Origin of the sequence: Yersinia sp. KBS0713, assembly GCF_005937895.2 — a bacterium.
In the GTDB taxonomy this organism is placed as follows: domain Bacteria; phylum Pseudomonadota; class Gammaproteobacteria; order Enterobacterales; family Enterobacteriaceae; genus Yersinia; species Yersinia bercovieri.
The window spans coordinates 747,594-773,652 of sequence record NZ_CP042173.1; the positions used below are offsets into that span (position 1 = coordinate 747,594).

Genomic DNA, 26,059 nt, shown 5'->3' on the forward strand with positions numbered 1-26,059 from the left:
CGATAAAAATAAATTGTAAATGGCGTTTTTGTAGGCATAATTCTCGAAAATAATTTTATATCTTACATTCCATATATATTCGGGAAAGGAATTCCTTGTGTCTCGCATCTGCAATTCTATATTAATAGCCACTGTTCTATTGCTGGCGAGTGCTATTCCCTACGCCAGTTATGGCGCGGAATCCCCCCCCGTTGAGCAAAGTATTCATCAACAAACCCGGCAACGAGCACTGGAAGAGCGCCTGGCACCCTCAACGCCAGATGTGCGCTTATCGGCCCCTGCGCCCTCTTTGGGGCGTATCTCCTTCCCCGCAGAGAAACCCTGCTTTGTTATTGAGCGCGTAAAAATCAGTGGCGCAGAGCCGCTCCCCCGCTGGTTGCCACTGCAACGCCTCGCCAGTCAGGCGCAAGGGCAGTGTCTGGGGGGGCAGGGCATTAATCTGCTGATGAGCCAGTTGCAAAACCGCCTGATCGATCACGGCTATGTCACCAGCCGAGTGTTGGCCCCGCAGCAGGACTTGAACAGCGGCACACTGGTGCTACAAGTGGTGCCCGGCACAATACGCCATGTGGCGCTGACCCCCGACAGTGACCGCCATGTCACGCTGTTCAGCGCCTTCCCCGCCCGCCCCGGTAACCTGTTGGATCTACGTGATATTGAGCAGGGGCTGGAGAATCTCCAGCGCGTGCCGACAGTGCAGGCCAGCATGGAGTTGATCCCCGGCGATGCCCCCGGCGAGACCGATATTGCCCTGAGCTGGCAGCAGAGCAAAATGTGGCGGCTGGCGGCCTCACTGGATGACTCCGGCACCCGCAGCACCGGCCGCTATCAAGGCGGCGCAACCCTGTTTCTGGATAACCCGCTCTCCCTGAGCGACCTGTTTTATCTCTCTGCTGGCGGCTCAATCAAAAACCGTGGCGAAAAAGGCACCAACAACCTGACGGGCCACTACTCGCTGCCGTTCGGTTACTGGACCGTCGGCATGACCGCCAGCAGCTATGACTATCACCAGACAGTGGCGGGCCTCAATGGTGACTACCACTACAGTGGCGAAAGTGAAAATGTGACGCTGCAACTCAGCCGCCTGTTGCACCGCAATGCCAGCCAAAAAACCACTTTTACTTACGATGTGCTGACCCGCGCGTCGAAAAACTACATCAATGATACCGAAGTGGAAGTGCAGCGCCGCCGCACCTCGGCCTGGCGTGTCGGGCTGCAACATCGCCACTTTATCTCGCAGGCCACGCTGGACGCGGGTATCAGTTATCAGCGCGGCACCCGCTGGTTCGGTGCCATGCCCGCGCAGGAAGAGTATGTCGGCGACGCCACTGCCCTGAGCAAAATCCTGCGGCTGAATGCGCAGCTGGATATTCCTTTCACCATCCAAAAACAGAACTTCCATTACAACCTGCAATATCAGCGCCAAAGCAGCAGCACGCCGCTGACGCCACAGGATCAATTCAGTATCGGTGGCCGCTGGTCAGTGCGCGGTTTTGATGGCGAACGCACGCTGAATGCTGATCGTGGCTGGACGGTGCGCAATGATCTCGGCTGGTACACGCCACTGCCGGGGCATGAGCTGTATGTCGGCATGGATTACGGCGAAGTCGGCGGTCGCAGTGACCCTTATCTGCTCGGTCACCATCTGGCCGGTGGTGTGGTCGGGGTGCGCGGCAGTGTACTGAAGACCCGCTATGACCTGTTTGCTGGCCGCCCCTTCTCTAAACCCGATGGTTTCAAAACTGACGACGTGACGATGGGCTTTAGCCTGAACTGGCAGTACTGATGTGTCCGATCCCCCCATTCATCAAGGATGAACCATGAATAAGAACCTGTATCGTATCGTGTTCAACAAGGCGCGTGGGCTGTTGATGGTGGTGGCGGATATCGCCGCGTCCGGTCGGGCCGCCTCGTCGCCCTCGTCAGGTGTTGGTCATACTCAGCACCGCTGTGTCACTGCTTTATCGCGGCTGAGCTTTAGCCTGCTACTGGCACTGGGCTGCGTCTCGTTATCCGCTCAGGCCAATATTGTTGCCGACGGCAGTGCGCCGGGTAATCAACAGCCGACTATTATCAGCAGCGCCAACGGCACCCCACAGGTCAATATTCAGGCACCGAGCAGCGGCGGGGTGTCGCGCAACGTTTACAGCCAGTTTGATGTCGATAATCGCGGCGTGATCCTCAATAACGGCCAGGGGGTTAACCAGACCCAACTCGGCGGTTTTATCAATGGCAACCCGTCGCTGGCGCGGGGTGAGGCCAGTATTATCCTCAATGAAGTCAACAGCCGTGACCCCAGCAAGCTCAATGGCTATATCGAAGTGGCCGGACGCCAGGCGCAGGTGGTTATCGCCAATCCGGCGGGCATTACCTGTGAGGGCTGCGGCTTTATCAACGCCAACCGCGCCACCCTGACCACCGGTCAGGTACTGCTCAATAACGGCCAGCTCACCGGTTACGATGTGGATCGCGGTGAAATCATCATTCAGGGCAAAGGGCTGGACAGCAGCCGTCAGGATCATACCGACCTGATTGCCCGCTCGGTCAAAGTCAATGCCGGCATCTGGGCCAGTGATCTGAAAGTCACCGCCGGGCGCAATCAGGTGGATGCCGCGCACCAAAATATTAGCGCCAAAGCCGCCGATGGCAGCCCGCGCCCCACTGTGGCGGTGGATGTCGCCAATTTGGGTGGCATGTACGCCGGTAAAATCCGCCTGATTGGCACTGAAAGCGGTGTTGGCGTGCGCAATGCCGGCGAGATAGGCGCGTCAGCCGGCGATATCACCATCACGGCGGATGGCATGCTGGTAAACAGCGGCCAGATTAACAGTGCTCAACATCTGGCGGTGAATACCGCAGCCGGCATAGAGAACGCGGGGGTGCTCTATGCGCAGGGCAATACCCAGCTCACCACCGCCGGTAAGCTCAGTAACAGCGGTACTATCGCGGCGGCGGGTGACACCTCACTGCGCGCGGCAGAGGTGAACAGCAGCCGCGACTCGGTACTGGGTGCGGGCGTCAAGTCCGACAGCAGCGCTATTACCAGTGGCACCTTGCGTATCGACGCCAGCGGTAAGCTTACCGCGCAGGGGAAAAATGTGAGCGGCACGGCGCAGCTATTGAATGCGCACAGCATCGATCTGAGCGGCAGCCAAACTGAGAGCCGTGATCTCACACTCAGCGCGCAAGGCGGGCCAATTGATCTCAGCGGAGCCAAATTATCCGCCAGCCAGCGCCTGTCAGCCGCGACCGCTTCTCTGCTACGCACAGATAATGCCCGCCTGATTGGCGAGAAAATCACCCTCGACGCGCAATCGCTCTCTAATGTCGGCGGCGTGATAGCCCAAACCGGAACCACAGATTTCAATCTGAATCTGCCGGGTTATATTGATAACCGGGATGGCAAAATCCTCTCTAGCGGCACACTCGCGTTGCAAGCCGAGAGCTTGAACAGCAGCGGCAACAGCTTGCTGGGCGCAGGTGTGCAGAGCGATGGCAAGCTGGCCCAGAGTGGGGAGCTTAATGTCGCCACCCGTCAGGTATTGATTGCTCAAGGGCAAAATGTGGCCGCAGGTGCCATGGCATTAACAGGTAGCCGGGTTGATCTGACCGGTAGCCAGACTCAAGCTAGCAATATCACCATCACTGCCCGTGACGGCGATGTTTCTACTCAAGACGCGACCGTGATGACACCCGGAACTCTTGCGATCACCGCCGCAGCAGACCCGAAACAAACACTGAATAACAGCGGCGGTAAATTACATGCGGATAATATCCAGCTCAATCTCGCCAGGCTGGATAGCAGCAAAGGGGAAATAGCGGCCGCCACCGACATGTGGATTCGGCTGCAAAGTGATTTCACTCACCAAGCTGGCGCACGTTTAACAGCGGGGCGTGATCTGCTCTTTAACACCAGTGGAGCACTGATTAACCAGTATAAACTGGAAGCCGGGCGAGATATGCAACTCACGGCGCTCAGTATCAGCAACAGCAATGCCGATAACAGCAGCGCCCTACTGGCCGGTCGGGATTTGTCATTGAACACCGATAGCCTATTTAATAGCGGAACTCTTTATGCAACCGGAGTTGGGCAATTTACTGTTAACGGAAATGCCGAAAATCTGGGTGAGATCTACACCGAACAACAATTGACTTTAGTCTCTGCTGGCAATCTGGATAATCGCGGTGTGGTACAAACTCGCGGGGATATGCAGTTATCCACACAGGGCTATCTCAACAATAGCGGCACCCTGTACGGTGCGGGTGACCACATGGGGCTATCTGTCACCGGTAACCTGACCAATAAGGGCAGCCTCTATGCCGCCAAGGGGGACTTACACCTGTTAACTGAGGGCAATCTGGATAACAGCGGCAGCCTCTATGGCGCGGGGAACAGTGAGCTAACCGTGCAGGGTAATGCGGTTAACTCCGGCTCCGTTTATACCGCAGGCGCACTACAGTGGCAGTCTGGCGCAAGTGTACATAACAGCGGTTCCATTGCCGCACTTGGCAACCTCCAACTGAGTGCCAGCGACTTACTCAGCAGCACTCCGTCCCTGATAGCGGCGGGTTTGACAGCAGACGGTAGCCACGCCAACAGCGGTGATTTAACTATCACGACTGAACACGATTTGATTGCTCAAGGGCAAAATATCGCCGCAGGAACATTGGCGCTGTCAGGTAGCCAACTTGATTTAACTGGCAGCCAGACTCAGGCTAATGCAATCACCCTGGCGGCCAAATCGGCAGATATCACCTTAACTGAAGCGGTGGTTAAAGCGGCGACGCAGCTGTCGGCCAACACCAGCACATTGCTGCGCACCGATAAGGCTAACCTGATTGCCGAACAGATAACCCTCGCCGCGCAATCACTCTCCAATCTTGGCGGTGTGATAGCGCAAACCGGAGCGACAGATTTCAATCTGAATCTGCCGGGCTATCTGGATAACCGCGGTGGCACCCTGCTCTCTAAAGGCAATGTGGCGGTCAATGCACAGCGCCTTGATAGCAACAGCACCAGCCTATTGGCTGCTGGGGTGCAGAGTGATGGTCGCCTGACAGATGCCGGTGATCTGGCGGTAACCACCGGTCAGGACTTAATCGCGCAAGGGCAAACCCTCGCCGCGGGGGCTATGACGTTAACCGGTAGCCGGGTTAGTCTTGCCGATAGCCACACGCAAGCCCGTGAGATGAATATTATCGCCAACAGTGGTGATGTCAGCACGCAGCGCGCCAACATCATCTCCCTTGGCTCACTGACCATCAGCGCGGGCGCTAATGCAGGTCAAACCCTCAATAACCAAGGTGGTGCGCTGGCGGCGAATAACATCTCATTGAATCTTGGTCAGTTTGATGGCGGCGCAGGTAAAGTTACCGCCAGTCAAGATCTGACCATTGGTTTACTGAGTGATTTCAATAATCTGGCCGGTTCTACACTGCAGGCTGGTCGAGATTTAACCTTTACCACTCATGGTGCCTTAACCAATGATGGGCAGTTGTTGGCAGGTCGAAAACTCAGTACCGACTCCACCACTTTGTTCAACCGCGGCAGCATTATTGGCGCAGAGGCCACACTCAAGGCACGGGAGCGCATCACCAACTCCGGCCCTAATGCCCTGATCGGGGCCACCGATGAGAACGGCACCTTAGCTTTACTGGCGCCGGTGATTGAAAACAGTGATACCGTCACCAACACAGACAGCGCCCCGAGCACCACCATTTTAGGGATGGGCAAGGTTATCTTTGCTGGCGCATTAGACAATAGCGGCAATTACCTGGCGGCCAGTCAGGTGCTCAACATTTCCGGTCTGATTGAATCCGGCAAAGATCTGCTGGTTTACGCCACGACACTGACCAATCGCCGCCATATTCTCACCGCTAATAGCAATTTCGTTGCGGCTGGAACGGAGAGTGGAACAGCTTACTGGACAGCAGCAAACCCCGACATCCCCGGCGGGCGCTATGCTGAACCACCCCATGGCGGCTCCATGAACAGCGACTATATTGGCACAAACTATACGTCGACTATCGCCAAAAACAGCATCGATAAAATCAGCCCTGAAGCGCAACTGTTAGCGGGAGGAAGCTTAACGCCTCATGTTGGTACACTGGAAAATTACTGGAGTAAAATCAGTGCGCAAGGCGAGATTGACCTCTCGAGTGTCACCCTAAACCAAGATGGTTGGGGGAGTGCACAACGGCTGATCGAAAGAACCACCTCCACCGGTGAGTGGCGCTACCGCACCTACAAAGGCAATTTGTGGGGCACCGGTTGGGGGCCAGAGGTAAGGGAGCACGCGACCAACCAATACGCCTCCACTCTTACGGCGAAAACCATTAGTGGCAGTGGGGCGACTATTCACAATGGGGCAAACTCCGGCGCAACCACCCCACCGGGTGATCGCGACAATACCGGCAAAGAGATTGCTGTCGAGTTTGACGGTATTTCGCTAACACTTCCCAGCGGTGGGCTGTATCAACTCAATACAGACAAAGGCCACTACGCGCCAAGCCCGGAAGGTGACCTCTCGCTTGGCAGTATCAATAACCCGTCGCCCCTTGATCCCAACTTGGGCGGCACCAACCTTGCTACCCCTGGTCGTGCAGTGAGTGGTGGCTACCTCATAGAGACCAACCCTGCGTTTGCCAACCTAAATAACTGGCGCGGCTCGGACTACGTGCTCCAGCAGCTGAATAACGACCCTTCAGTGATCCACAAACGTCTGGGGGACAATATTTATGAGCAGCGTCTGGTGCGGGATCAGGTGCTGGCGTTGACCGGGCAAACCGTCGCCACTGGCTACAGTGATGCGCAGGCGCAGTTCGAGCAACTCTTTGCGGCGGGCCTCAAGTACAGCAACGAATTCAATCTTGCCCTTGGCACCCACCTCAGTGCTGAGCAGATGGCGGCATTAACCAGCAATATTGTGCTGATGGAGACCCGCGAAGTGGCCGGGCAAACTGTGCTGGTGCCGGTGGTCTATCTGGCGGGGGTGAAACCGGGTGACCTGCAGGCCAATGGCGCGTTGATTGCCGCCAATAATATCGAATTGACTGATATGCAGGGGTTAACCAATCAGGGGGCGATTAAAGCCACCAATAACCTGCAAATCAGCATGGCCAAAGATATCACTCTGACCAGCAATGGCGGCCTGCTTCAGGCGGGCGGCAATATGCAGCTCAGCACACTGAACAGTGATATTGATCTGACCGGCGCGCGGCTAAATGCCACCAATCTGCAACTGGATAGCGGCCGTGATCTGATACTGCGCACTGATAGTGAACAACTCAGCAGCAATGGCGCAGTGCTGCGCAATCAAACCATCCTCGGGCAGCTGGCGAGTATTAATGTCACCAATAATGCGGTGATCAACAGTGATCGTGACTTTATCATGCAAGGCGCGGGCCTCAATGTCGGCAAGGATCTTCAGGTCAATACCGGTGGCGACTGGCTGCTGAATACCGTACAAACCCGCGACCAGATCAGTGCAAATTATGGTTATGGCCACGCCAGCAGTGAACATATTCGCCATCTGGGTAGTGAGGTGAATGTCGGCGGTGCGCTGACCGCCAAGGTTGATAATCTGACCGCCGTGGGGGCCAACATCAATGCCGGCACTATTGATGTGCAGGCGCAGAATATTAACCTCAGCGCGGCGACCGACAGCCTACAGGTCACCGGTAAAGCTACCACTAAGCTCCATAGCGACTCAGTGGATCTCTATGATGAAACCCTGCTGGGTAGCCAGTTAAATGCCACGGGCGATATCAATTTACAGGCGGCAAAAGATATCACCCTCAGCGCCAGCAAGGCGCAAACTGACGGCGCGCTGAAGCTGGCGGCGGGCGGCGATGTCACCTTGACTACACAGACCGAACAGCATGATGAACTGCGCATTCATACCGGTAAGCACAAAGGTCTGGCTTCCAGCTCCACCACGCACACCGAAGACAGTATTAGCCAGACGCTGGCGGTCGGCTCGATGCTCTCGGCGGGTTCGCTTGATATCAGCGGCAAAAATATTGCGGTCAGCGGCAGCAATGTGGTGGCCGACAATGATGTTAGCCTGCGGGCGAAAGAGAACCTCACCATCGGCACCGCGCAACAGCGCGAGAGTGAATCTCACCTGTATGAGAAGAAAAAATCCGGCCTGATGAGCACCGGCGGCATTGGTGTTACGGTGGGCAGTAACCGTCAAAAAACCACCGATCAGGCGCAAACCCTAACGAATGTTGGCAGCACGGTGGGCAGTCTGGGGGGCAATGTCACTCTTGAGGCCGGCGATCAGTTGACCCTCCACGGCAGCGAGGTGATCGCGGGCAAAGACATCGCCCTGAAAGGCGCGGATGTGGCGATCACCGCCGCAGAGAACAGTCTGTCACAACAGCACACCACCGAGAGCAAACAGAGCGGATTAACGGTGGCGCTGTCCGGCCCGGTCGGCAGTGCCGTCAACAGTGCGGTCACCACTGCGCAGCAGGTCACCAAAGAGACCGACGGGCGACTGGCCGCCTTGCAGGGCACCAAAGCAGCGCTATCGGGGGTGCAGGCAGTACAAGCAGGCCAACTGGTGCAGGCGCAAGGGGGCGATACTGCCAGCATGTTCGGCGTCAGTGCCTCATTAGGCTCACAAAAATCGGCCTCGCAGCAACATCAGGAACAGACCAGTGTCAGCGGATCGACAGTGACGGCGGGTAACAACCTGAGCGTGACGGCCACCGGTGAGGGGAACTCGGCGAACAGCGGCGATATTGTGGTGCAAGGCAGCCAGCTTAAAGCCGGCGGCGACACCACCCTGGATGCCGCACGAGATTTACTGCTACTCGGTGCCGCCAATACCCAGAAAACCGACGGCAGCAACAGCAGCAGCGGCGGCAACATTGGCGTCAGTCTGGGGTTCGGCAGCTCCGGCGGTGGCCTGAGCATCTTTGCCAACGCCAACAAGGGGCAGGGAAAAGAGCACGGCGACGGCACCTTCTGGAGTGAAACCCAGCTCGACAGTGGCGGCACGCTGTCGCTCAGCAGCGGGCGTGATACTTCGCTGATAGGCGCGCAAGCCAGCGGTGAAACCGTCAAGGTGGATGTCGGCCGTGACCTGTTACTGCAAAGCCAGCAGGACAGCGATAATTATGACTCGAAACAGAGCAGTATCAGCGGCGGCGTCAGTGCCGCGGTGGTCGGCGGCGGTGGCTCTGCCAACCTGAGCATGAGTCGTGACAAACTGCACAGCAATTATGACTCGGTGCAGGAGCAGAGTGGTATCTACGCCGGTAAAGGTGGCTTTGATATCACCGTGGGTGAACACACTCAGCTCGATGGCGCGGTGATTGCCAGCACCGCAGACAAGAGCAAAAACAGCCTCGACACCGGCACATTGGGCTTCAGTAATATTGAAAATAAAGCCGATTTCAAGGCCGAGCATCAGGGCGGCAGCCTGAGCAGCGGTGGCCCGGTGGGGTCTGACCTGCTGAGCAATCTGGGCAGTGTAGCGCTGTCAGGACTGGGCGGGAGCGGTCATGCGGAAGGCACCACACAGGCGGCGGTGAGTGAGGGCACGCTTACAGTTCGTGACACGGATAAACAGCAGCAGAGTGTCGATAACCTGAGCCGGGATACCGACAATGCCAATGGCAGCATCGGGCCAATATTTGATAAAGAGAAAGAGCAAAACCGGCTGAAGGCGGCGCAGCTGATAGGAGAAATTGGTGCGCAGGCGATGGATATTGCGCGCACACAGGGCGCGATAGTGGCGACCAAGGCGGCGAAAAAGCAACAGAACGACCCGGATGCACAGGCGGCGGCGAAAGCGAAACTGGAGAGAGAAGGCAAACCGGTAACAGCAGACGCCATCCGGAAACAGGCGTATGACACGGCATACAATCAGGCGCTGAATGACTCCGGGTTCGGAACAGGAGGCTCGGTACAACGCGCCTTACAGGCTGCGACGGCGGCGGTACAGGGGCTGTCTGGCGGCAATATGGCGGCGGCACTGGCGGGGGGTGCTGCGCCGTATATCACTAAACTTATCGCCGATACCCTGCCTGATGATCCGGTATCGCGCACACTGGCACATGCGGCGGTTAATGCCGCACTGGCAGCGGCACAGGGTAATAACGCGCTGGTTGGTGCGGGTGGCGCGGTGACAGGCGAACTGATAGGCATGATTGCAATAAATGCTTACGGCAAGCCGGTTAGCGAATTGAGCGAAACGGAAAAACAAACGGTCTCGGCGCTGGCGACACTGGCGGCAGGATTGGCGGGTGGATTGATTGGTGACAGTACAGCGGATACAGTAGCAGGGGCGCAGACCGGTAAAACGGTGGTGGAGAATAACTCCCTGAGTGGAGATCAAGCCCGTGAGTCTGTTAAGCAGGTTACGAGCAACCTGAAAGATCAGGTAAGAGACAAACTGGGTGAAGGCACACTCTCCGCTATCGTTAACAGTATAATTAATGCGACGGCTGACACAGGTGATGCGATATTAGGCGGAGCAGATTACGGCGCTGATGCAGCGATGGCGCTCACCTCATGTGCCATGGGAGACAGTTACTGCACTCAGGCATTAAACGATCTGGCGGGTAAAAATCAGGCTGCGGCAGATACGCTGAAAGCCCTGATGAAGAGTGAAACCTGGTCAGCGGTTGCAGGACAGGTGAAAGAAGCGGCTCAAGGTAACCAGCTTGCTCTTGAAGCAACAGGCGGAATGTTGGCGGGTATGTTCCTGCCGGGCAAAAAAATACCTGATATTGAGGCTGCTAAGTTACCAAGCGGACCGAGTAGCTCAATAGTTCCTAGTGGGGGATTAGCTGCTCATGAAGCGGCAGGTGGACACCTAATCGATAGGCATGTTGGAAAAACAGAAGCGGAGCTATTAAATAGAGTGTCAACGGGTAATGTTAAATCAGCGTCCTCATTCACAGATAGGGCTACTGCTGAAGCAGTCACAAGCAAGGCAATTGATAGCAATCAGGCTAAAATCGATAGTTATCTTTCTGGTAGCCAGAAAGGATATTTAGAGATTGATTATCAATCCAATGTACCGATTGGTATTAGTGTCTCTCGTGGTTCTACAAATGTCTCTTCAGTGACGAATGCTAGAATTATCATTGCAAGAGATCCTTCAATGCCAACAGGGTATAAAATTATTACTGGATATCCAACGCCATGATTATTAACGAAAAATATCCTTCTTTGTCATATCTACTAAGGTGTTACTTTAACCAGGATTTTGAGGTGCTGTTTGGTAATGCAGATGAAACATTGGCAGCTTATAAAGCTACTGAGACTGCGGAAGAGCGGTTGCAGATGAAGGCTGAAATAGATTATCTGCTGGCACTTTCTCTGCCAGATGATGAATTACAGGACATCCTGCTTAACAAAATTGATTGTAGTTATTATTACCCTAATGAATGGTCTTCATCTGAGGAATGGTTGAAGCATATATATAAACAAATGAACTGAAAGATCCCGGCCAGTTGGCCGGGATCTTTGCTTCTAAACCCTAAAAACTTCCCCTTCACGCCGCTGCAATCGGAGCACATCGGGCGCGGCGGTCACTTCCAGTTGTTCCGCGTCGGTAATGCCAGACTCAGTAAGCCAGTCGCCAGCAATCACCAACTCGCCGTTCTCCCGTACCCAATCTGCCCCTAAATCTTGGCGGTCTTGGCTGGCCTCGCACAGCACTTCCTAGGTGGCTTCGTCGGTGACGACAGTGATCCAGAGCATGTGATGCTGGCGTGTCAGTTGCAACGGGGTGCCAGTGGTAAATCCCAATGCGGCCAACGTGCCGCCTGTCAGTGTCAGTTCAGGGATCGGTTCGGGGGTAAAGGTGATGTTCATGCGGCACTGCGCGGAAAAGCAAGAGCGAATCTCACCTGTTCGAGCAGAAAAAATCGGGCCTGATGAGCACCGGCGGCATTGGTGTTACGGTGGGCAGTAACCGTCAAAAAACCACCGATCAGGCGCAAACCCTGACGAATGTTGGCAGCACGGCGGGCAGTCTGGGGGGCAATGTCACTCTTGAGGCCGGCGATCAGTTGACCCTCCACGGCAGCGAGGTGATCGCGGGCAAAGACATCGCCCTGAAAGGCGCGGATGTGGCGATCACCGCCGCAGAGAACAGTCTGTCACAACAGCACACCACCGAGAGCAAACAGAGCGGATTAACGGTGGCGCTGTCCGGCCCGGTCGGCAGTGCCGTCAACAGTGCGGTCACCACTGCGCAGCAAGTCACCAAAGAGACCGACGGGCGACTGGCCGCCTTGCAGGGCACCAAAGCAGCGCTATCGGGCGTGCAGGCAGTACAAGCAGGCCAACTGGTGCAGGCGCAAGGGGGCGATACTGCCAGCATGTTCGGCGTCAGTGCCTCATTAGGCTCACAAAAATCGGCCTCGCAGCAACATCAGGAACAGACCAGTGTCAGCGGCTCGACAGTGACGGCGGGTAACAACCTGAGCGTGACGGCCACCGGTGAGGGGAACTCGGCGAACAGCGGCGATATTGTGGTGCAAGGCAGCCAGCTTAAAGCTGGCGGCGATACCACTCTGGATGCGGCGCGTGACTTGCTGCTACTCGGTGCCGCCAATACCCAAAAAACCGACGGCAGCAACAGCAGCAGCGGCGGCAACATTGGCGTCAGTCTGGGGTTCGGCAGCTCCGGCGGTGGCCTGAGCATCTTTGCCAACGCCAACAAGGGGCAGGGAAAAGAGCACGGCGACGGCACCTTCTGGAGTGAAACGCAGATTGACACAGGCGGCACACTGTCGCTCAGCAGCGGGCGTGATACTATCGCTGATAGGCGCGCAGGCGAGCGGTGAAACCGTCAAGGTGGATGTCGGCCGCGACCTGCTGCTGCAAAGCCAGCAGGACAGTGATAATTATGACTCGAAACAGAGCAGTATCAGCGGCGGCGTCAGTGTCGCGGTGGTGGGCAGTGGCGGCTCGGCCAACCTGAGCATCAGTAAAGATAAGCTGCACAGCAATTATGACTCGGTGCAGGAGCAGAGTGGTATCTACGCCGGTAAAGGTGGCTTTGATATCACCGTGGGTGAACACACTCAGCTTGATGGCGCGGTGATTGCCAGCACCGCAGACAAGAGTAAAAACAGCCTCAACACCGGCACATTGGGCTTCAGTAATATTGAAAATAAAGCCGATTTCAAGGCCGAGCATCAGGGCGGCAGCCTGAGTTCAGGCGGCCCGGTGGGGTCTGACCTGCTGAGCAATCTGGGCAGTGTGGCGCTGTCAGGACTGGGAGGGAGCGGTCATGCGGAAGGCACCACTCAGGCGGCGGTATCTGAGGGCAACATCACCATCCGTGATACCGATAAACAGCAGCAGAGTGTCGATGACCTGAGCCGGGATACCGACAACGCCAATGGCAGCATCGGGCCAATATTTGATAAAGAGAAAGAGCAAAACCGGCTGAAGGCGGCGCAGCTGATAGGAGAAATTAGTGCGCAGGCGATGGATATTGCGCGCACACAGGGGGATATCCTCGGGCTTGAGGAGGCTTTGAAACGCCATCCTGAGTTGAAAGGCGATGCGGAAGCCTTGCGTGAGACAAAAGAATACAAAGCCGAAATGAAGAAATACGGCACCGGCAGCGCACTGCAACAAGGGCTTCAGGCCGCGACAGCAGCCATACAGGGCTTGGCCGGAGGAAATATGGCGCAGGCACTGGTGGGGGCTTCTGCGCCGTATCTGGCTGAAGTGATTAAGAAAAGCACCGGAGATAATCAGGCAGCCAACGCCATGGCGCACGCCGTATTGGGTGCAGTCACCGCCTATGCCAGTGGCAACAGTGCGCTGGCGGGTGCGGCTGGCGCGGTCACTGCCGAGTTGATGGCCCCGACGATTATCGCGGCAATGGGCTGGGACAAGAACAATCTCAGTGAAGATCAGAAGCAGACGGTCAGCGCGTTGGCGACACTGTCAGCAGGACTGGCCGGTGGCTTGACCGGCGACAGCACCGCTGATACGGTTGCCGGTGCACAGACAGGGAAAAATGCGGTTGAGAATAATGCGCTGGGTGAGATCGTTGATCAGAAAGTCTCTGGTGTATCGCAGGCCGAGAAATACCAGAATGCACAAAAGCAAATCGAAGCAGCGGTGGAGGAATTCAAAGCTCAGAATTGTGCGGGAATAAGTGCCGATGCGTGTTCAGCCAAAATGCAGGCCAATAGCGACGAATTGCTGAAAGGTGCCGCCGGTTTTGGGATAGACTTCGTTCCCATCATCGGTGATATCAAGAGCATTGCGGAAGCCCAGAGTACGCTGGATTACCTGATTGCCGTGATAGGGTTTATTCCAGGTGCAGGTGATGTCGCGGGTAAAGCGATCAAGGCAGCAGAGACAGCACTGAAAAAAGGTGATATTGCTGAAGCGTCGAAATTACTCAATAAGGCCAGCGATGAAGTTAGTAGCGCCAAGTACTTCGGCCAGGAAAGAAAATATTGGTCTGATGAACCAATACAATTTAATGGTAATAAGGTCTATCAGCGGCATGATTTGTTCGATCCTCACTATGTGGATCCAAAGTCTGGAAAAACAAATCTCCAGCTAATGGATGCAGGTAGGGCACCAATAGGTACTGATGGTAACCCTGTGAATCTCCATCATATGTTGCAACGACAAGATGGGCCAATTGCTGAAGCCACTCAATCTTTCCATAAGGAAAATCATGAAGTTATCCATATCAACGATAACAGTATTCCTTCTGGCATTAACCGTGCTGAGTTTAATAAATGGCGTTCTAACTATTGGAAGGAAAGAGCTGCAGGACTTAAGTAGGAGAACATATGAATAGTGATATCGACAAAGTAATTAATGAGTTAAAGATTTTGTCAGGTGGTGAAATTCTTAATATAGAACTACCTGACGACGCATTAATAGCGAGCTATGAAAAAAATATTGGTTTTACTTTTCCAGAAGACTATAAAAAAGCTCTAAAAGAGGTCAGCAACGTCTTCTATGGAACAGTTGAGCTATTATCGGTTACTAAAGATGGGAATTACTACGGTGAGCTTGCTCAGGCGCTACGTGATGCGAAAGAGCAGGGGCTACCAGAAGGTTGGTTACCTATCTGTGAAGATAACGGTAGTTATTATTGCCTTGTTCCTGACGGCCAAATTAGATACTGGACGACAGATGGCTATAGTGATGAGAAATGGCCGGATTTGGCAAGCTGGATTAAACAAGTCTGGATAGAAAGTAACTAAGCAGTAACCCCGGCTTTTGCCGGGGTTACTGTATCTAAGTCCTAAAAACTCCAACTCTCGCCGCTGCAACCTGATCACATCGGGAGCGGCGGTGACGTCCAGTTGTCCCGCATCGGTGATTCCGGATTCGGTCAGGTATTGGGCAATGCCAGCATGATCGCCGGTAAAAACGTCACTATTCTGGCGGCGGAAAATCAAAGCAGCCAGACCCATAGTGTCGAGCAAAAAAGTAGCGGCCTGACACTGGCACTGTCCGGTGCAGTCGGCAGCGCGATGAATACCGCGGTCACCACCGCCAAAGAGGCCAGTGAAGAGAGCAATGGCCGACTGTCTGCGCTGCAAGGTGTTAAAGCGGCACTCAGTGGTGCGCAGGCGGTACTGCACTCAGGCATTAAACGATCTGGCGGGTAAAAATCAGGCTGCGGCAGATACGCTGAAAGCCCTGATGAAGAGTTAAACCTAGTCAGCGGTTGCAGGACAGGTGAAAGAAGCGGCTCAAGGTAACCAGCTTGTTCTTGAAGCAACAGGCGGAATGCTGGCAGGCCTTTTCCTGCCGGGTAAGAAATTGCCTGATGTTGGCGCTGTAATTGCCTCTGATAGCATCGTTTTCAGCACCAAACAGTTAGATAAAAAATTCAAACATGCAGTTGATTTTGATGTTGTTACCACAAAGAAAAACTCTGAAACACTTAAGCAGTATGAGACTGCAATTAAAAATCATATGGATGATACTACTACCTTTGAAAAGGGTACTTATGGTTTTGTGAAAGACTCTAAAGTATTTTTTAACCCTACTACAAATAACGCAGTTATTATTGATAAAACAGGTGAATTTATTACAGGTTTTAAAGTCATTCCTGGGACACCACAATATGATAACTTTATGAAAAATGGGGTTTTAAGATGAATTACTTACTTTTGGACTTTGCTAGATCTTTTGTTGCTGAAAGATTGTCAGCAACAGTATTTTCAGAAGCATATATAGAGCTTTGGCGTATAGAAAGAGATAACAAAAATATACTTAACTATGATGCGAAGATAAGTGAGTGTTTATCAAGTATATTTTGTCTGGCTGATATGTATAACCCAGATGAAGATCGTGAGGAGTATGAGTTTAATGATGATCAGCTACGAGATGAAATAAATAAACTCATAGTTAATTATATTTGATAGTAATAAATATCTCCCGGCATAGCCGGGGTTTTTTCATATGCGCCTATAAGGCTTTGTTACCTGCCGCGCCCTAACAGGCGCATAGCAATCTGACAATTGAAATCCCGCCCTTCACGGCGGGATTTTTACACCTAAGCCTCAAATCCTCCAACTCCCAACCGTTGCAACCGAATAACACCGGGAGCAGCGGTCACCTCCAGTTGTTCGGCATCAGTGATACTGCCAGCATGTTTGGTATCAGCGCCTCATTAGGCTCACAAAAATCGGCCTCGCAGCAACATCAGGAACAGACCAGTGTCAGCGGCTCGACAGTGACTGCGGGCAACAACCTGACCATCAACGCGACCGGACAGGGCGGCGCGGCGAACAGCGGCGATATCCTGATTGCGGGCAGCCAGCTTAAAGCTGGCGGCGATACCACTCTGGATGCGGCGCGTGACTTGCTGCTACTCGGTGCCGCCAATACCCAAAAAACCGACGGCAGTAACAGCAGCAGTGGCGGCAACATTGGCGTCAGTCTGGGGTTCGGCAGCTCCGGCGGTGGCCTGAGCATCTTTGCCAATGCCAACAAAGGTCAGGGCAATGAGCACGGCGACGGCACCTTCTGGAGTGAAACCCAGCTCGACAGTGGCGGCACGCTGTCACTGCACAGCGGGCGTGATACTTCGCTGATAGGCGCGCAGGCGAGCGGTGAAACCGTCAAGGTGGATGTCGGCCGCGACCTGCTGCTGCAAAGCCAGCAGGACAGTGATAATTATGACTCGAAACAGAGCAGTATCAGCGGCGGCGTCAGTGTCGCGGTGGTCGGCGGCGGTGGCTCTGCCAACCTGAGCATGAGTCGTGACAAACTGCACAGCAATTATGACTCGGTGCAGGAGCAGAGTGGTATCTACGCCGGTAAAGGTGGCTTTGATATCACCGTGAGTGAACACACTCAGCTTGATGGCGCGGTGATTGCCAGCACCGCAGACAAGAGTAAAAACAGCCTCGACACCGGCACATTGGGCTTCAGTAATATTGAAAATAAAGCCGATTTCAAGGCCGAGCATCAGGGCGGCAGCCTGAGCAGCGGTGGCCCGGTGGGGTCTGACCTGCTGAGCAATCTGGGCAGTGTGGCGCTGTCAGGGCTGGGCGGGAGCGGTCATGCGGAAGGCACCACTCAGGCGGCGGTGAGTGAGGGCACGCTACCGGTGGTGATCAGATAGCAGGGTCTGGCTCAACCAACACGGGCGGAAACCAATTATCAGAACAGGGCGTGAATCATACAGGTAACAATAATGGTCAGACTGATACAGGGCCAAATAATACAGGTGGAAACCAAACTGTAGACCCATCACCAAACAACACGGGTAATACTGAAGCTGTACCTGACCTACCTAACCATATGGTAAGTGATGGACAGGACAATGGAGCTGAAAAACCCTCCAACATAAAAGTTGCCGATGATAAATTCCTAAAAAATAATGAAATAGATGCTCATCAAATCAAAAAAGACTTCTTAGGTGCTAAAGCGGAAATCAAGCTTTATGATATTTACGTTGATAAAGACAGTGGGCAGCTATGGATCTTTAGAAAGGGCGGCACAGGTGAAGGCATTCCAACTGGCGAATTTATCAAAAAATAGGATAGTTACATGGAAAAAACAACAGTTAAAGCTGAGTTTTCTATTTGTGGGGATGTTTTTGACCCAGAAGAAATAACAGCCATGCTACAAATAGAACCTTCTGAAATTTATATCAAAGGTGTTATCAGTGGCACAAGAAAAAGACCTAGTACAGAGACTAGTTGGTCAGTATGTACAGAAAAGGAAGAGTCTTATGATGTTAATGAACAGACAAAAAAGTTGCTTTTTTTATTCAAAGATAAAACTGAAATCCTAGAGAAAATAAAAGAAAAATATGCTGTTACGTTCATTTTATCTCTCTTAATAGAGATAGAAAATGGTGAAAAGCCATCCATTTATTGGTCGGCAGAAACGAACAAATTTCTAGGTGATATCGGCGCGGAAAGCTCCATTGACTTATATGTCTACAGCTAAAGCAGTCTGAAGTAGTTTGGCTCTTATCTGACATACAACCCCGACCAATAGTAGCCGGGGTTACTGTCTTTAAGCCCTAAAAACTCCCACTTCTCTGTACTGCAACCGAATAACACCGGGCGCAGCGTTGACTTCCAGTTGCTCAGCATCAGTAATACCGGACTCGGTAACCCAAATGTTCAACGTGCGCCAGCTTCGACATTCAGAAGTGGTACATATGCTGAAAAAGTTGCGGAAACGGATATTTATCTATATCGGAATTATGGCGGTTCTGCGAAAGCTGATGGTCGTTATTGGACACCAGAACCATCAAAAGGGCCGCTACAATCTCAGCTATATAGCGCGGTTCTCCCTGAGTGGGGAAACACGTTCCAAAATCAAGCCGTTATAAAAATACCTAAGGGTACAACGTACTACGAAGGTGCAGCAGCAGCCCAAACTGGCACTCAAGGGACAAATCCAATACTAAATGGCGGCGGTACTCAGATATTTTTACCTACTCCGCAAAATGACTGGATCATAAAAAAATGAATACGAATGAAATAGTTGAGCAATGGATAAGTAACAGAAGTTCATTTTACTTCTTTCTACCCATGTGAGTGTCCTGACAACCCGTGTGGGCAGTGACAGCGTGACCAATTCACAGGGTGAGCACCTTTCATTATTAGTTTTAGCCGTTAATCGGCCCCCTTCAAGTTAGCACTCACGTTGCGTGATACCCATTCTAAAATTTACCGCTAGAGCTTCTGCTAAATAAAGTGACTGACAGTTGTTATCACTATTTCTTTTATAAAAAATCTAATTATGCTGATACGACATAATAGCTTTCACGGATTTAATAGTGCTGCCACAAATGCTATTTAATTATAGTGCGCTGGTTCGCAACTATAGATAATCACTGATTTTTTTGTCATCAACAATCTACAGCTGTCGCCTAAATTTAATTTATTTATATTTGGTTTTAGCAACTATAATAGTGCTTTACTCTATGATTGAGATCGCGCCTCTCTGATTATTGATTCGGCGAACTGTTCATACAGGAGAGATTTATGTCTCACAGGCCATTAATTCAGCTCCCCCACACTCATGGCGAAGGTTGCCTCTGTAATAGCCCCGTATTCGCGCGCATCAATACACTATTTTCCCAGAAAGCCGCGCAATCAGCCCCCATTACTGCGGCGACTGTCACAGCGGCGGTGCCGGAAACATCACGACAAAAAAGAGCTATCGCCGCCAATGCTGTGCCCGTCAAGGCTTTCATTAATGTTCGTGTTTTTGATGGTGTTTCGGACCAACTGCGGGATGGGTTACGAGTATTAGTGGAGGGTAACAAGATCAAGGCGGTAGAGCCTGCGAATGCACCGCTGTCGCCGGATGTGGAGCTGATTGATGGCGGTGGTGGTGTATTGATGCCGGGGCTGATTGATGCGCACTGGCACGCAATTATGGCTCGCCCGTCGATGATGACCGCCATGACGGCCGACTTTAACTATATCCAGGCACTGGCTATTGCTGAAGCCAATGCCACATTGATGCGGGGTTTCACCACCGTGCGTGATATGGGGGGGCCGGTTTTTGGATTGAAACGGGCAATCGACGAACAGGTGGCGACTGGCCCACGTATTTTCCCTTCGGGGGCATTCATCACGCAAACCGGCGGGCACGGCGATTTTCGCTTGATTGGCGAGTTGCCCCATACGCCGTCAGATCCGCTGAGTTATGCCGAGCGCGTGGGTATGACCGCCATTGCTGATGGTGTTGATCAGGTGTTATTGCGGGCCAGAGAGCAATTGATGCGCGGTGCATCGCAACTCAAATATATGGCGGGCGGTGGTGTGGCTTCCATGTATGACTCCATCAGTGTGACCGAGGGGTCAGTGCCAGAAATTCAGGCGGCGGTCACGGCCGCTGAAAACTGGGGTACTTATGTGACGGTCCACGCCTACACTGCCCGAGCGGTGACTATGGCTATCAAAGGCGGGGTTAAGTGCATTGAGCACGGCCAGTTGGTGGATGAGCAAACTGTCCAGTTAATGGCAGAAAAAGGCATCTGGTGGAGCCTGCAACCCTTCCTCGACGATGAGGATGCGGTGCCCATGGCCAGTCCGGCGTCGCGTGCCAAGCAACTCGAAATGGTTGCCGGTACAGATACGGCATACCGGTTGGCGAAAAAATATAACATCAAGACGGCATGGGGTACTGATACGCTGTTTGATGCTCGGCTGGCAACCCGGCAGGGCGCACAATTGGCTAAGCTGACTCGCTGGTATTCACCGCTTGAAATTCTCAAAATGGCGACCAGTGTTAATGCTGAACTTTGCGCCCTCTCTGGCCCAAGAAATCCCTATCCCGGTCAGTTGGGCGTGGTGGAGAATGGTGCGTTTGCTGACTTGATCCTGGTCGCGGGTAATCCACTCGATGATATCCAACTCATTGCCCAGCCAGAGAAAGCATTTCGGTTAATCATGAAAGATGGGCAAATTTTTAAAAATACCTTGGGAAACGAACAGTAGCGGCGGCTTAGGCTAATCAACCCGGTTTTCTGGTGGAGTGTCGCGTGTTAATTAAGGTTATTCAATGAATAATATGACTTCCCTCAGGAAGCCGCAGTGGTTTTTCGGCAAGTTATTAAGCACCATAAAACAGACGCCATGGTGTGGATCATGGGGTCTGTTCTCAGCTATCGCGCTGAGTGGATGCTCGGGTGCTGAGGCCCCCTCATTTTCATTAGTCGGCTCCTATTTCCCCTCCTGGATGGCATGCGCTTTTATCGGAATAATCACGGCGGTGATTGCTCGCGTTCTGTTTATTCGTGTTGGTATTGATGAGGTGCTGCCATGGCGGCTATTGGTGTATGTCTGCCTGGCGCTGGCAGTGGCATTTATCTGTTCCCTATTACTGTTTACGCGATGAATGATAATGATGAATAAACTACCAGGGAGTGGGGGCAAGCGGCAACTGGCGCTGATTGTTGCGGGCGTTATCATGGTCGCGGCCGTGATATCAGGATGGCTTTCAGTGCGGCAGACCACACTGAATCCGCTGTCTGAGGATGCTGAGCTGGGAGCAAGCGTGGTGCATATTGCCAGCTCGGTTCCTGGTCGTATTAGCGCCATTAATGTGGTGGAAAATAGCAAGGTTCGGCGTGGCGACCTGCTGTTCTCCATTGAGCCAGATCTCTATCGCCTGCAAGTCGAACAGGCGCAGGCTGAGTTGAAAATGGCACAGGCGGCCCGTGATACACAGCAACGGACTGTCGTCGCTGAACAATCCAATGCAGCGATTACCGATGAGCAGATTGTTCGGGCGCAAGCCAACCTCAAATTAGCGACGCAGACATTGGCACGGCTGCAACCTCTGCTACCCAAGGGCTATGTTACCGCTCAGCAAGTCGATGATGCCGCAACGGCAAAACACGATGCCGAGGTCAGCCTAAAACAGGCGTTGAAACAATCATTTGCGGCGCAAGCTTTGGTCAGCAGCACCGCCGCCGCTGAAGCGCTGGTCGTTGCGCGTCGCGCAGCATTGGCTATTGCCGAACGAGAACTGGCGAATACCCAAATCCGCGCGCCCCATGATGGTCGGGTTGTGGGGTTGACTGTCTCTGCTGGTGAGTTTGTGGTGCCGGATCAGGCTATTTTTACACTGATCAATACCGAACATTGGCATGCCTCAGCATTTTTCCGCGAAACGGAATTGAAGCATATCAAAGTGGGGGATTGCGCCACCGTGTATGTCATGGCGGATCGTCAGCGCGCAATTGAGGGGCGGGTTGAGGGGATTGGTTGGGGCGTTAGCTCCGAGGATATGCTGAATATCCCGCGTGGCCTGCCTTATGTGCCGAAATCCCTCAATTGGGTGCGTGTTGTCCAGCGTTTCCCAGTGAGAATCAGTCTGGAAAAACCACCGGAGGAGCTGATGCGTATTGGGGCGACTGCTGTGGTTATCGTGCGCAATGACGACGGTTGCTGACGGTACACTTGGCGGCATAATCCGTCAGGCAAAGGCGGATTTGGCCTATTTCCCCGGGCGAGTCGCGATGACCTGGCGGGTAGCTGCGCTCTGTGCATTGATGGCGATGGTTGCCATGGTGTACGGCATCCCGGAATCCGCGCTCAGTTGCTATCTTATTATTTTCGTTATGAAGCCGGATGGCGTAGAGAGCATGGTGATGGCCATCGCCATCACCCTACTGGTGTCGCTGGTTGTCGGGCTGGTATTTCTGCTTATCCACTTCACTTTGGAAGCCGCGCCGCTGCGCATGGCGGCCTTGATCGTCAGCTCGTTTTTGTTTCTCTATCTTGGCTCGGCCAGCAAACTCGGCCCGGTGGGCAGCATCATTGCGCTGGTGATCGCATTTGTGATGACGTTGCTCAGCAATATTCCGATGGGTGAAGTAGCAACGCGGGGGCTGTTGTATGCCTGGTTAATGGCGGTTTCCCCGATGTTACTGATTATTGGCTTTAACCTTCTCCTTGGCCGAGCGCCACAGCGGTTATTGCGCGCCAGTTTATCCGAGCGACTCCTCAGGGTCGCCGTGGCATTGCAGCAGCCGGACGTCACCAATATGGCGGGAGTGAGGCAACTGCTACAGGAAGGGCAAAAGGAGCATCAACAGCGGGCGCTTTTTGTCCGTATCTTTCATCTGCGGCCCTGTGCCGAGGCCATCTGGCTTGAGAGTGCCGTAACCAGCAGTTACCGATTGCTGCTGGCGACATCGGCTTTACCCCCCACCTCACCTGAGAGTGCGCGCCTTGAGCTTGCGGCCTACTGTCGTGATGTGGCGCAGGCGATTGCTGAGGGGCGGCTTGTTGTTCCCCCGCACTTTGCGCTTAAGAGTGCGAGCGCTGAAATCGATGAGATCAACAACGCGCTGATAGCACTGGCGAATGGTGATATTGGGCCAGATTTGGATGCCCCTAAATCCTCATTTTTTGCCGCAGACGCGCTGACTAACCCCGCCCATCAGCGTTTTGCACTGAAAACCACAGCAGCGGCGCTTATCTGCTATCTGATCTATAGCGCATTGGATTGGCAGGATATTCATACCGCCATGATCACCTGCTATGTTGCGGCGCTGGGGACGACCGGCGAGACCGTGCATAAACTGGTGTTACGGATTATTGGCTGCCTGATTGGGGCGCTGATAGGGGTGCTGGCGATCATGTTTATTATTCCCCACCTGAATGATATTGGGCAATTGATGGCACTGGTATTTGGCTGCACGCTATTGGCTGCTTGGGTCTCCTGTGGCAACGAACGTATTGCCTATGCCGGTGTGCAGATAGGGCTGGCTTTCCTGCTTACCGTGCTACAAGGCTTCGGGCCAAGCACGGATATGGGGGTAGCCCTCGACAGGGTGCTCGGCATCTTGCTGGGCAATCTGGTGGTGTATCTGATTTTTACTCGGTTATGGCCAGTGGCAATTGCTGACGCGGTACAAATACATATTCGTCATGCATTGACGGGGCTAACAAACTTGGCGGCACTATCAGCGGATGCACGACCTGCGGCGCTAAGAGAAGCTACCACCGTTGAGGCAGAGATTACCGATGCGCAAGAGGAGCTGGCGCTGATCCCCTTTGAGCCAGCACAGCTACGGCCCTCGCAGGAGGAGTGTGCGCGCTTACAGGCGATACTGTCAGAAATGAGTCAATTGTGCCCGGTGCTGTTTCTACCCATTGAAAAATCGGCGTCCGATGTAGCGCGATTGCGCCAGCTCTCAGCGGGTGGCGATGCCATGACATTATCGGCTGAACAACAACAGAGTAGCGCATCATCACGGCCAGAATTATCGCCAATTGATCTGACTATTCAACAACGTATAAAGCGGCTCGAGCAGCTTCTGGGAACTTGATGACATGATGACGCACACTGTACTGACGGCCCGGATAGCCAAAATAAGCCTAACTTATTCGGTGTTGAGTTTGAGCATGTTGATTGCCGGTTGTGCTACCGATCGCTTAGATCTGGCTCCTGCATCTTATTCCGAACCCTGGGCACCTGATGCGAATGCTGGGGCCACAGTGGGGGCTGGGAACTTTTCTGTACCGCCGAATCCGCTGGTGGCGGAACTTGCGCCACCACCCAGTATCAATCGCGACCACAGCTATTCGTTGCCGGAACTGATTGATATCGCTCAGAGTCAGAATCCTGACACTCGCATTGCCTGGCAACAGGCGCGGCAGGCCGCGCTGGCGGTAGGGATGGGGGAGGCGATATTTTTGCCGATCATTTCGGCGAGTGTGATTGGTGGCTATCAGAGTACCACCACGCCGCTGCCTTACGCGATCGGCAATGAAAAGGATCTGAAAACGAGTGGTAGCGCTGTTGTTCCTGCTTTGGCATTACAGTGGCTTATCTTTGATTTTGGGCAACGCAGCGCACTGCTTGATGCGGCGAAACAGACCTCCTATGCCGCCAATGTGACTTTTAATGGTATGCACCAGAAGCTCATTTACGACGTGACTCGCACTTACTTCCAATATGGCGCAGCACAAACTCAGCGCGAGATAGCAGAACAGACGCTAAAAAATAGCCTAAAGATTCAGGATGCTGCCGAACAACGCCGGAAAAATGGGATTGCTACGACGGTAGAAGTCGCGCTGGCACAACAGCAGGTTGCGCAATCTGAGCTGCGCCGGGTGATGACAAAAGGCACCGAACGCGATGCCTATCAAGCATTACTCGGGGCGATGGGGGTTTCCCCTTCGTTGGTCATTAAAGTCGGTTATGCCGAGGATCGTGCCTTGCCAGAGGTTGCCAGTCCACCGACAGAAAAGATGATTCGGCTGGCACTTTCCCAGCGGCCAGATGTCTTGGCTAGCTATGCGGCGGCAGAAGCGGCCAAGGCGGGTATCAAAGCGACTGAAGCGGATTTCCTGCCAAAAGTCTATCTTGCTGGGGCTGTCGCGGGTGGCGATGGGCACTTTGATATTCAGGGCTTGCCGGGTATCAGCCCGCAGACCTCATCCTCCAGTATTCTGATTGGCGTCAGTGTACCTCTTTACGATGGCGGGATCCGCGCAGCTCGGGTTAAAGAGGCACAATCGCGTGCGGCGGTTGCTACCGAAGGTTTTAAGAAAACACAAGATCTGGCTGTGCGTGAAATTGTGGTGGCGGCAGATACATTGCGCTCGGCGCTTGAATCCAATCAGGCGGCATTAAATCTCGTGAAAACATCATTTATTACCTATGACGCTGCGCTGGAATCCTATCGCAATGGGGTTGGCACTATCACAGTCGCCAACGAGGCGGCAAATGGTTTGCTGAATGCACAACAAATGAGTACAGATGCACATGCCGCTTCTTTGGTCGCCGCAGCCAATCTGGCTTTTGTGATGGGTAAAATGACTAACAGCCCAGAATAGGGATTACGCCAAGTATGGTAAAAGTCTCTTCTGTACTCTATAACGACGTATTTTTAGTGGAAACATGCGTCTTTAAATTAATAAAACTTAGAAATATATCGAAGTAGTCATGAAAATCAGCATTTAACTTTAAAAAGTAAATTGATATATACCCATTGAAATCCTAATTAGGATTGCTGACTTGTGATTATTTTTTAATTATATTTTTCATGTAATTAACATGATGTCTGTTTTTTATGTCAAGATTAATCTTGCCTTT

16 protein-coding genes and 3 pseudogenes are annotated in these 26,059 nt (G+C 53.2%); 18 read left to right on the plus strand and 1 reads right to left on the minus strand.

What is annotated here, in order from left to right; translation table 11 throughout:
- Positions 1–97 precede the first annotated feature (97 nt).
- Genes FFE93_RS03480 through FFE93_RS03490 form a run of 3 tightly spaced genes read left to right on the plus strand, consistent with a single transcriptional unit; the run spans position 98 to position 11,461 of the window.
- Entirely contained in the window at positions 98–1,786 is a 1,689-nt protein-coding gene (locus FFE93_RS03480) for a ShlB/FhaC/HecB family hemolysin secretion/activation protein (RefSeq protein WP_138774772.1), read from the plus strand.
- A gap of 34 nt (positions 1,787–1,820) precedes the next feature.
- Complete coding sequence (locus FFE93_RS03485; RefSeq protein ID WP_186367691.1) at positions 1,821–11,168, plus strand: hemagglutinin repeat-containing protein; 9,348 nt, start codon at positions 1,821–1,823, stop codon at positions 11,166–11,168.
- A complete protein-coding gene (locus FFE93_RS03490; RefSeq protein ID WP_226714023.1) occupies positions 11,165–11,461 on the plus strand; it encodes a contact-dependent growth inhibition system immunity protein in 297 nt (98 codons plus the stop codon). The genes FFE93_RS03485 and FFE93_RS03490 overlap by 4 nt, the downstream gene beginning before the upstream one ends.
- A 33-nt stretch (positions 11,462–11,494) precedes the next feature.
- Here the strand turns inward: FFE93_RS03490 and FFE93_RS21835 are convergent.
- A pseudogene (locus FFE93_RS21835) lies at positions 11,495–11,839 on the minus strand (hypothetical protein).
- A 62-nt stretch (positions 11,840–11,901) separates the two neighbouring features.
- Between FFE93_RS21835 and FFE93_RS21915 the strand changes: the two are divergent.
- The 15 genes and pseudogenes from FFE93_RS21915 to FFE93_RS03570 all read left to right on the plus strand — a co-directional run bounded on the left by FFE93_RS21915 (position 11,902) and on the right by FFE93_RS03570 (position 25,800).
- A complete protein-coding gene (locus tag FFE93_RS21915; RefSeq protein WP_409994329.1) occupies positions 11,902–12,816 on the plus strand; it encodes a hemagglutinin repeat-containing protein in 915 nt (304 codons plus the stop codon).
- Positions 12,731–14,791 (plus strand): HNH/ENDO VII family nuclease, encoded by a 2,061-nt coding sequence (locus tag FFE93_RS03505; protein WP_409994330.1) that lies wholly within the window; start codon positions 12,731–12,733, stop codon positions 14,789–14,791. Before FFE93_RS21915 ends, FFE93_RS03505 begins: the two co-directional genes overlap by 86 nt.
- A gap of 8 nt (positions 14,792–14,799) precedes the next feature.
- The gene (locus tag FFE93_RS03510; RefSeq protein ID WP_005279994.1) at positions 14,800–15,219 is read left to right on the plus strand and encodes an SMI1/KNR4 family protein; all 420 of its coding nucleotides are present in this window, start codon (positions 14,800–14,802) and stop codon (positions 15,217–15,219) included.
- A gap of 102 nt (positions 15,220–15,321) precedes the next feature.
- A pseudogene (locus FFE93_RS03515) lies at positions 15,322–15,597 on the plus strand (hypothetical protein); the annotation flags it as partial.
- Between the two features lie 103 nt (positions 15,598–15,700).
- Positions 15,701–16,126 carry a colicin D domain-containing protein gene (locus FFE93_RS03520; RefSeq protein ID WP_226714024.1) on the plus strand — a complete coding sequence of 142 codons (426 nt, stop codon included), beginning with the start codon at positions 15,701–15,703 and terminating at the stop codon, positions 16,124–16,126.
- Positions 16,123–16,389, plus strand: a complete 267-nt coding sequence (locus FFE93_RS03525; protein ID WP_032899259.1) for a colicin immunity domain-containing protein — start codon at positions 16,123–16,125, stop codon at positions 16,387–16,389. Before FFE93_RS03520 ends, FFE93_RS03525 begins: the two co-directional genes overlap by 4 nt.
- 218 nt (positions 16,390–16,607) lie before the next feature.
- Positions 16,608–17,585: pseudogene (locus FFE93_RS03530) on the plus strand (hemagglutinin repeat-containing protein); the annotation flags it as partial.
- Between the two features lie 62 nt (positions 17,586–17,647).
- Positions 17,648–18,016, plus strand: coding sequence for a polymorphic toxin type 33 domain-containing protein (locus FFE93_RS03535; RefSeq protein ID WP_233420404.1), 369 nt, complete (start codon positions 17,648–17,650; stop codon positions 18,014–18,016).
- A gap of 9 nt (positions 18,017–18,025) precedes the next feature.
- Positions 18,026–18,430, plus strand: a complete 405-nt coding sequence (locus FFE93_RS03540) for a DUF4279 domain-containing protein (protein WP_054873063.1) — start codon at positions 18,026–18,028, stop codon at positions 18,428–18,430.
- A 138-nt stretch (positions 18,431–18,568) separates the two neighbouring features.
- A complete protein-coding gene (locus tag FFE93_RS03545) occupies positions 18,569–18,961 on the plus strand; it encodes a hypothetical protein (RefSeq protein ID WP_138774773.1) in 393 nt (130 codons plus the stop codon).
- Between the two features lie 518 nt (positions 18,962–19,479).
- Positions 19,480–20,943 carry a metal-dependent hydrolase family protein gene (locus tag FFE93_RS03550; RefSeq protein WP_138774774.1) on the plus strand — a complete coding sequence of 488 codons (1,464 nt, stop codon included), beginning with the start codon at positions 19,480–19,482 and terminating at the stop codon, positions 20,941–20,943.
- A 64-nt stretch (positions 20,944–21,007) separates the two neighbouring features.
- Positions 21,008–21,343 carry a YtcA family lipoprotein gene (locus FFE93_RS03555; RefSeq protein WP_005272121.1) on the plus strand — a complete coding sequence of 112 codons (336 nt, stop codon included), beginning with the start codon at positions 21,008–21,010 and terminating at the stop codon, positions 21,341–21,343.
- Positions 21,344–21,352: 9 nt separating this feature from the next.
- A complete protein-coding gene (mdtN, locus tag FFE93_RS03560) occupies positions 21,353–22,402 on the plus strand; it encodes a multidrug transporter subunit MdtN (protein ID WP_032896960.1) in 1,050 nt (349 codons plus the stop codon).
- Positions 22,386–24,287: an FUSC family protein gene (locus tag FFE93_RS03565; protein ID WP_032896912.1), complete on the plus strand. Its 1,902-nt coding sequence runs from the start codon at positions 22,386–22,388 to the stop codon at positions 24,285–24,287. The genes mdtN and FFE93_RS03565 overlap by 17 nt, the downstream gene beginning before the upstream one ends.
- 4 nt (positions 24,288–24,291) lie before the next feature.
- A complete protein-coding gene (locus tag FFE93_RS03570; RefSeq protein ID WP_138774775.1) occupies positions 24,292–25,800 on the plus strand; it encodes a TolC family protein in 1,509 nt (502 codons plus the stop codon).
- Positions 25,801–26,059: the final 259 nt, after the last annotated feature.

Bases quoted from the DNA above. Each gene is read 5' to 3' on its own strand.
- FFE93_RS03485 (WP_186367691.1), top strand. From the start codon at position 1,821: ATGAATAAGAACCTGTATCGTATCGTGTTCAACAAGGCGCGTGGGCTG.
- FFE93_RS03490 (WP_226714023.1), top strand. From the start codon at position 11,165: ATGATTATTAACGAAAAATATCCTTCTTTGTCATATCTACTAAGGTGT.
- FFE93_RS21915 (WP_409994329.1), top strand. From the start codon at position 11,902: ATGAGCACCGGCGGCATTGGTGTTACGGTGGGCAGTAACCGTCAAAAA.
- FFE93_RS03510 (WP_005279994.1), top strand. From the start codon at position 14,800: ATGAATAGTGATATCGACAAAGTAATTAATGAGTTAAAGATTTTGTCA.
- FFE93_RS03525 (WP_032899259.1), top strand. From the start codon at position 16,123: ATGAATTACTTACTTTTGGACTTTGCTAGATCTTTTGTTGCTGAAAGA.
- FFE93_RS03540 (WP_054873063.1), top strand. From the start codon at position 18,026: ATGGAAAAAACAACAGTTAAAGCTGAGTTTTCTATTTGTGGGGATGTT.
- FFE93_RS03550 (WP_138774774.1), top strand. From the start codon at position 19,480: ATGTCTCACAGGCCATTAATTCAGCTCCCCCACACTCATGGCGAAGGT.
- FFE93_RS03555 (WP_005272121.1), top strand. From the start codon at position 21,008: ATGAATAATATGACTTCCCTCAGGAAGCCGCAGTGGTTTTTCGGCAAG.
- mdtN (WP_032896960.1), top strand. From the start codon at position 21,353: ATGAATAAACTACCAGGGAGTGGGGGCAAGCGGCAACTGGCGCTGATT.
- FFE93_RS03565 (WP_032896912.1), top strand. From the start codon at position 22,386: ATGACGACGGTTGCTGACGGTACACTTGGCGGCATAATCCGTCAGGCA.
- FFE93_RS03570 (WP_138774775.1), top strand. From the start codon at position 24,292: ATGATGACGCACACTGTACTGACGGCCCGGATAGCCAAAATAAGCCTA.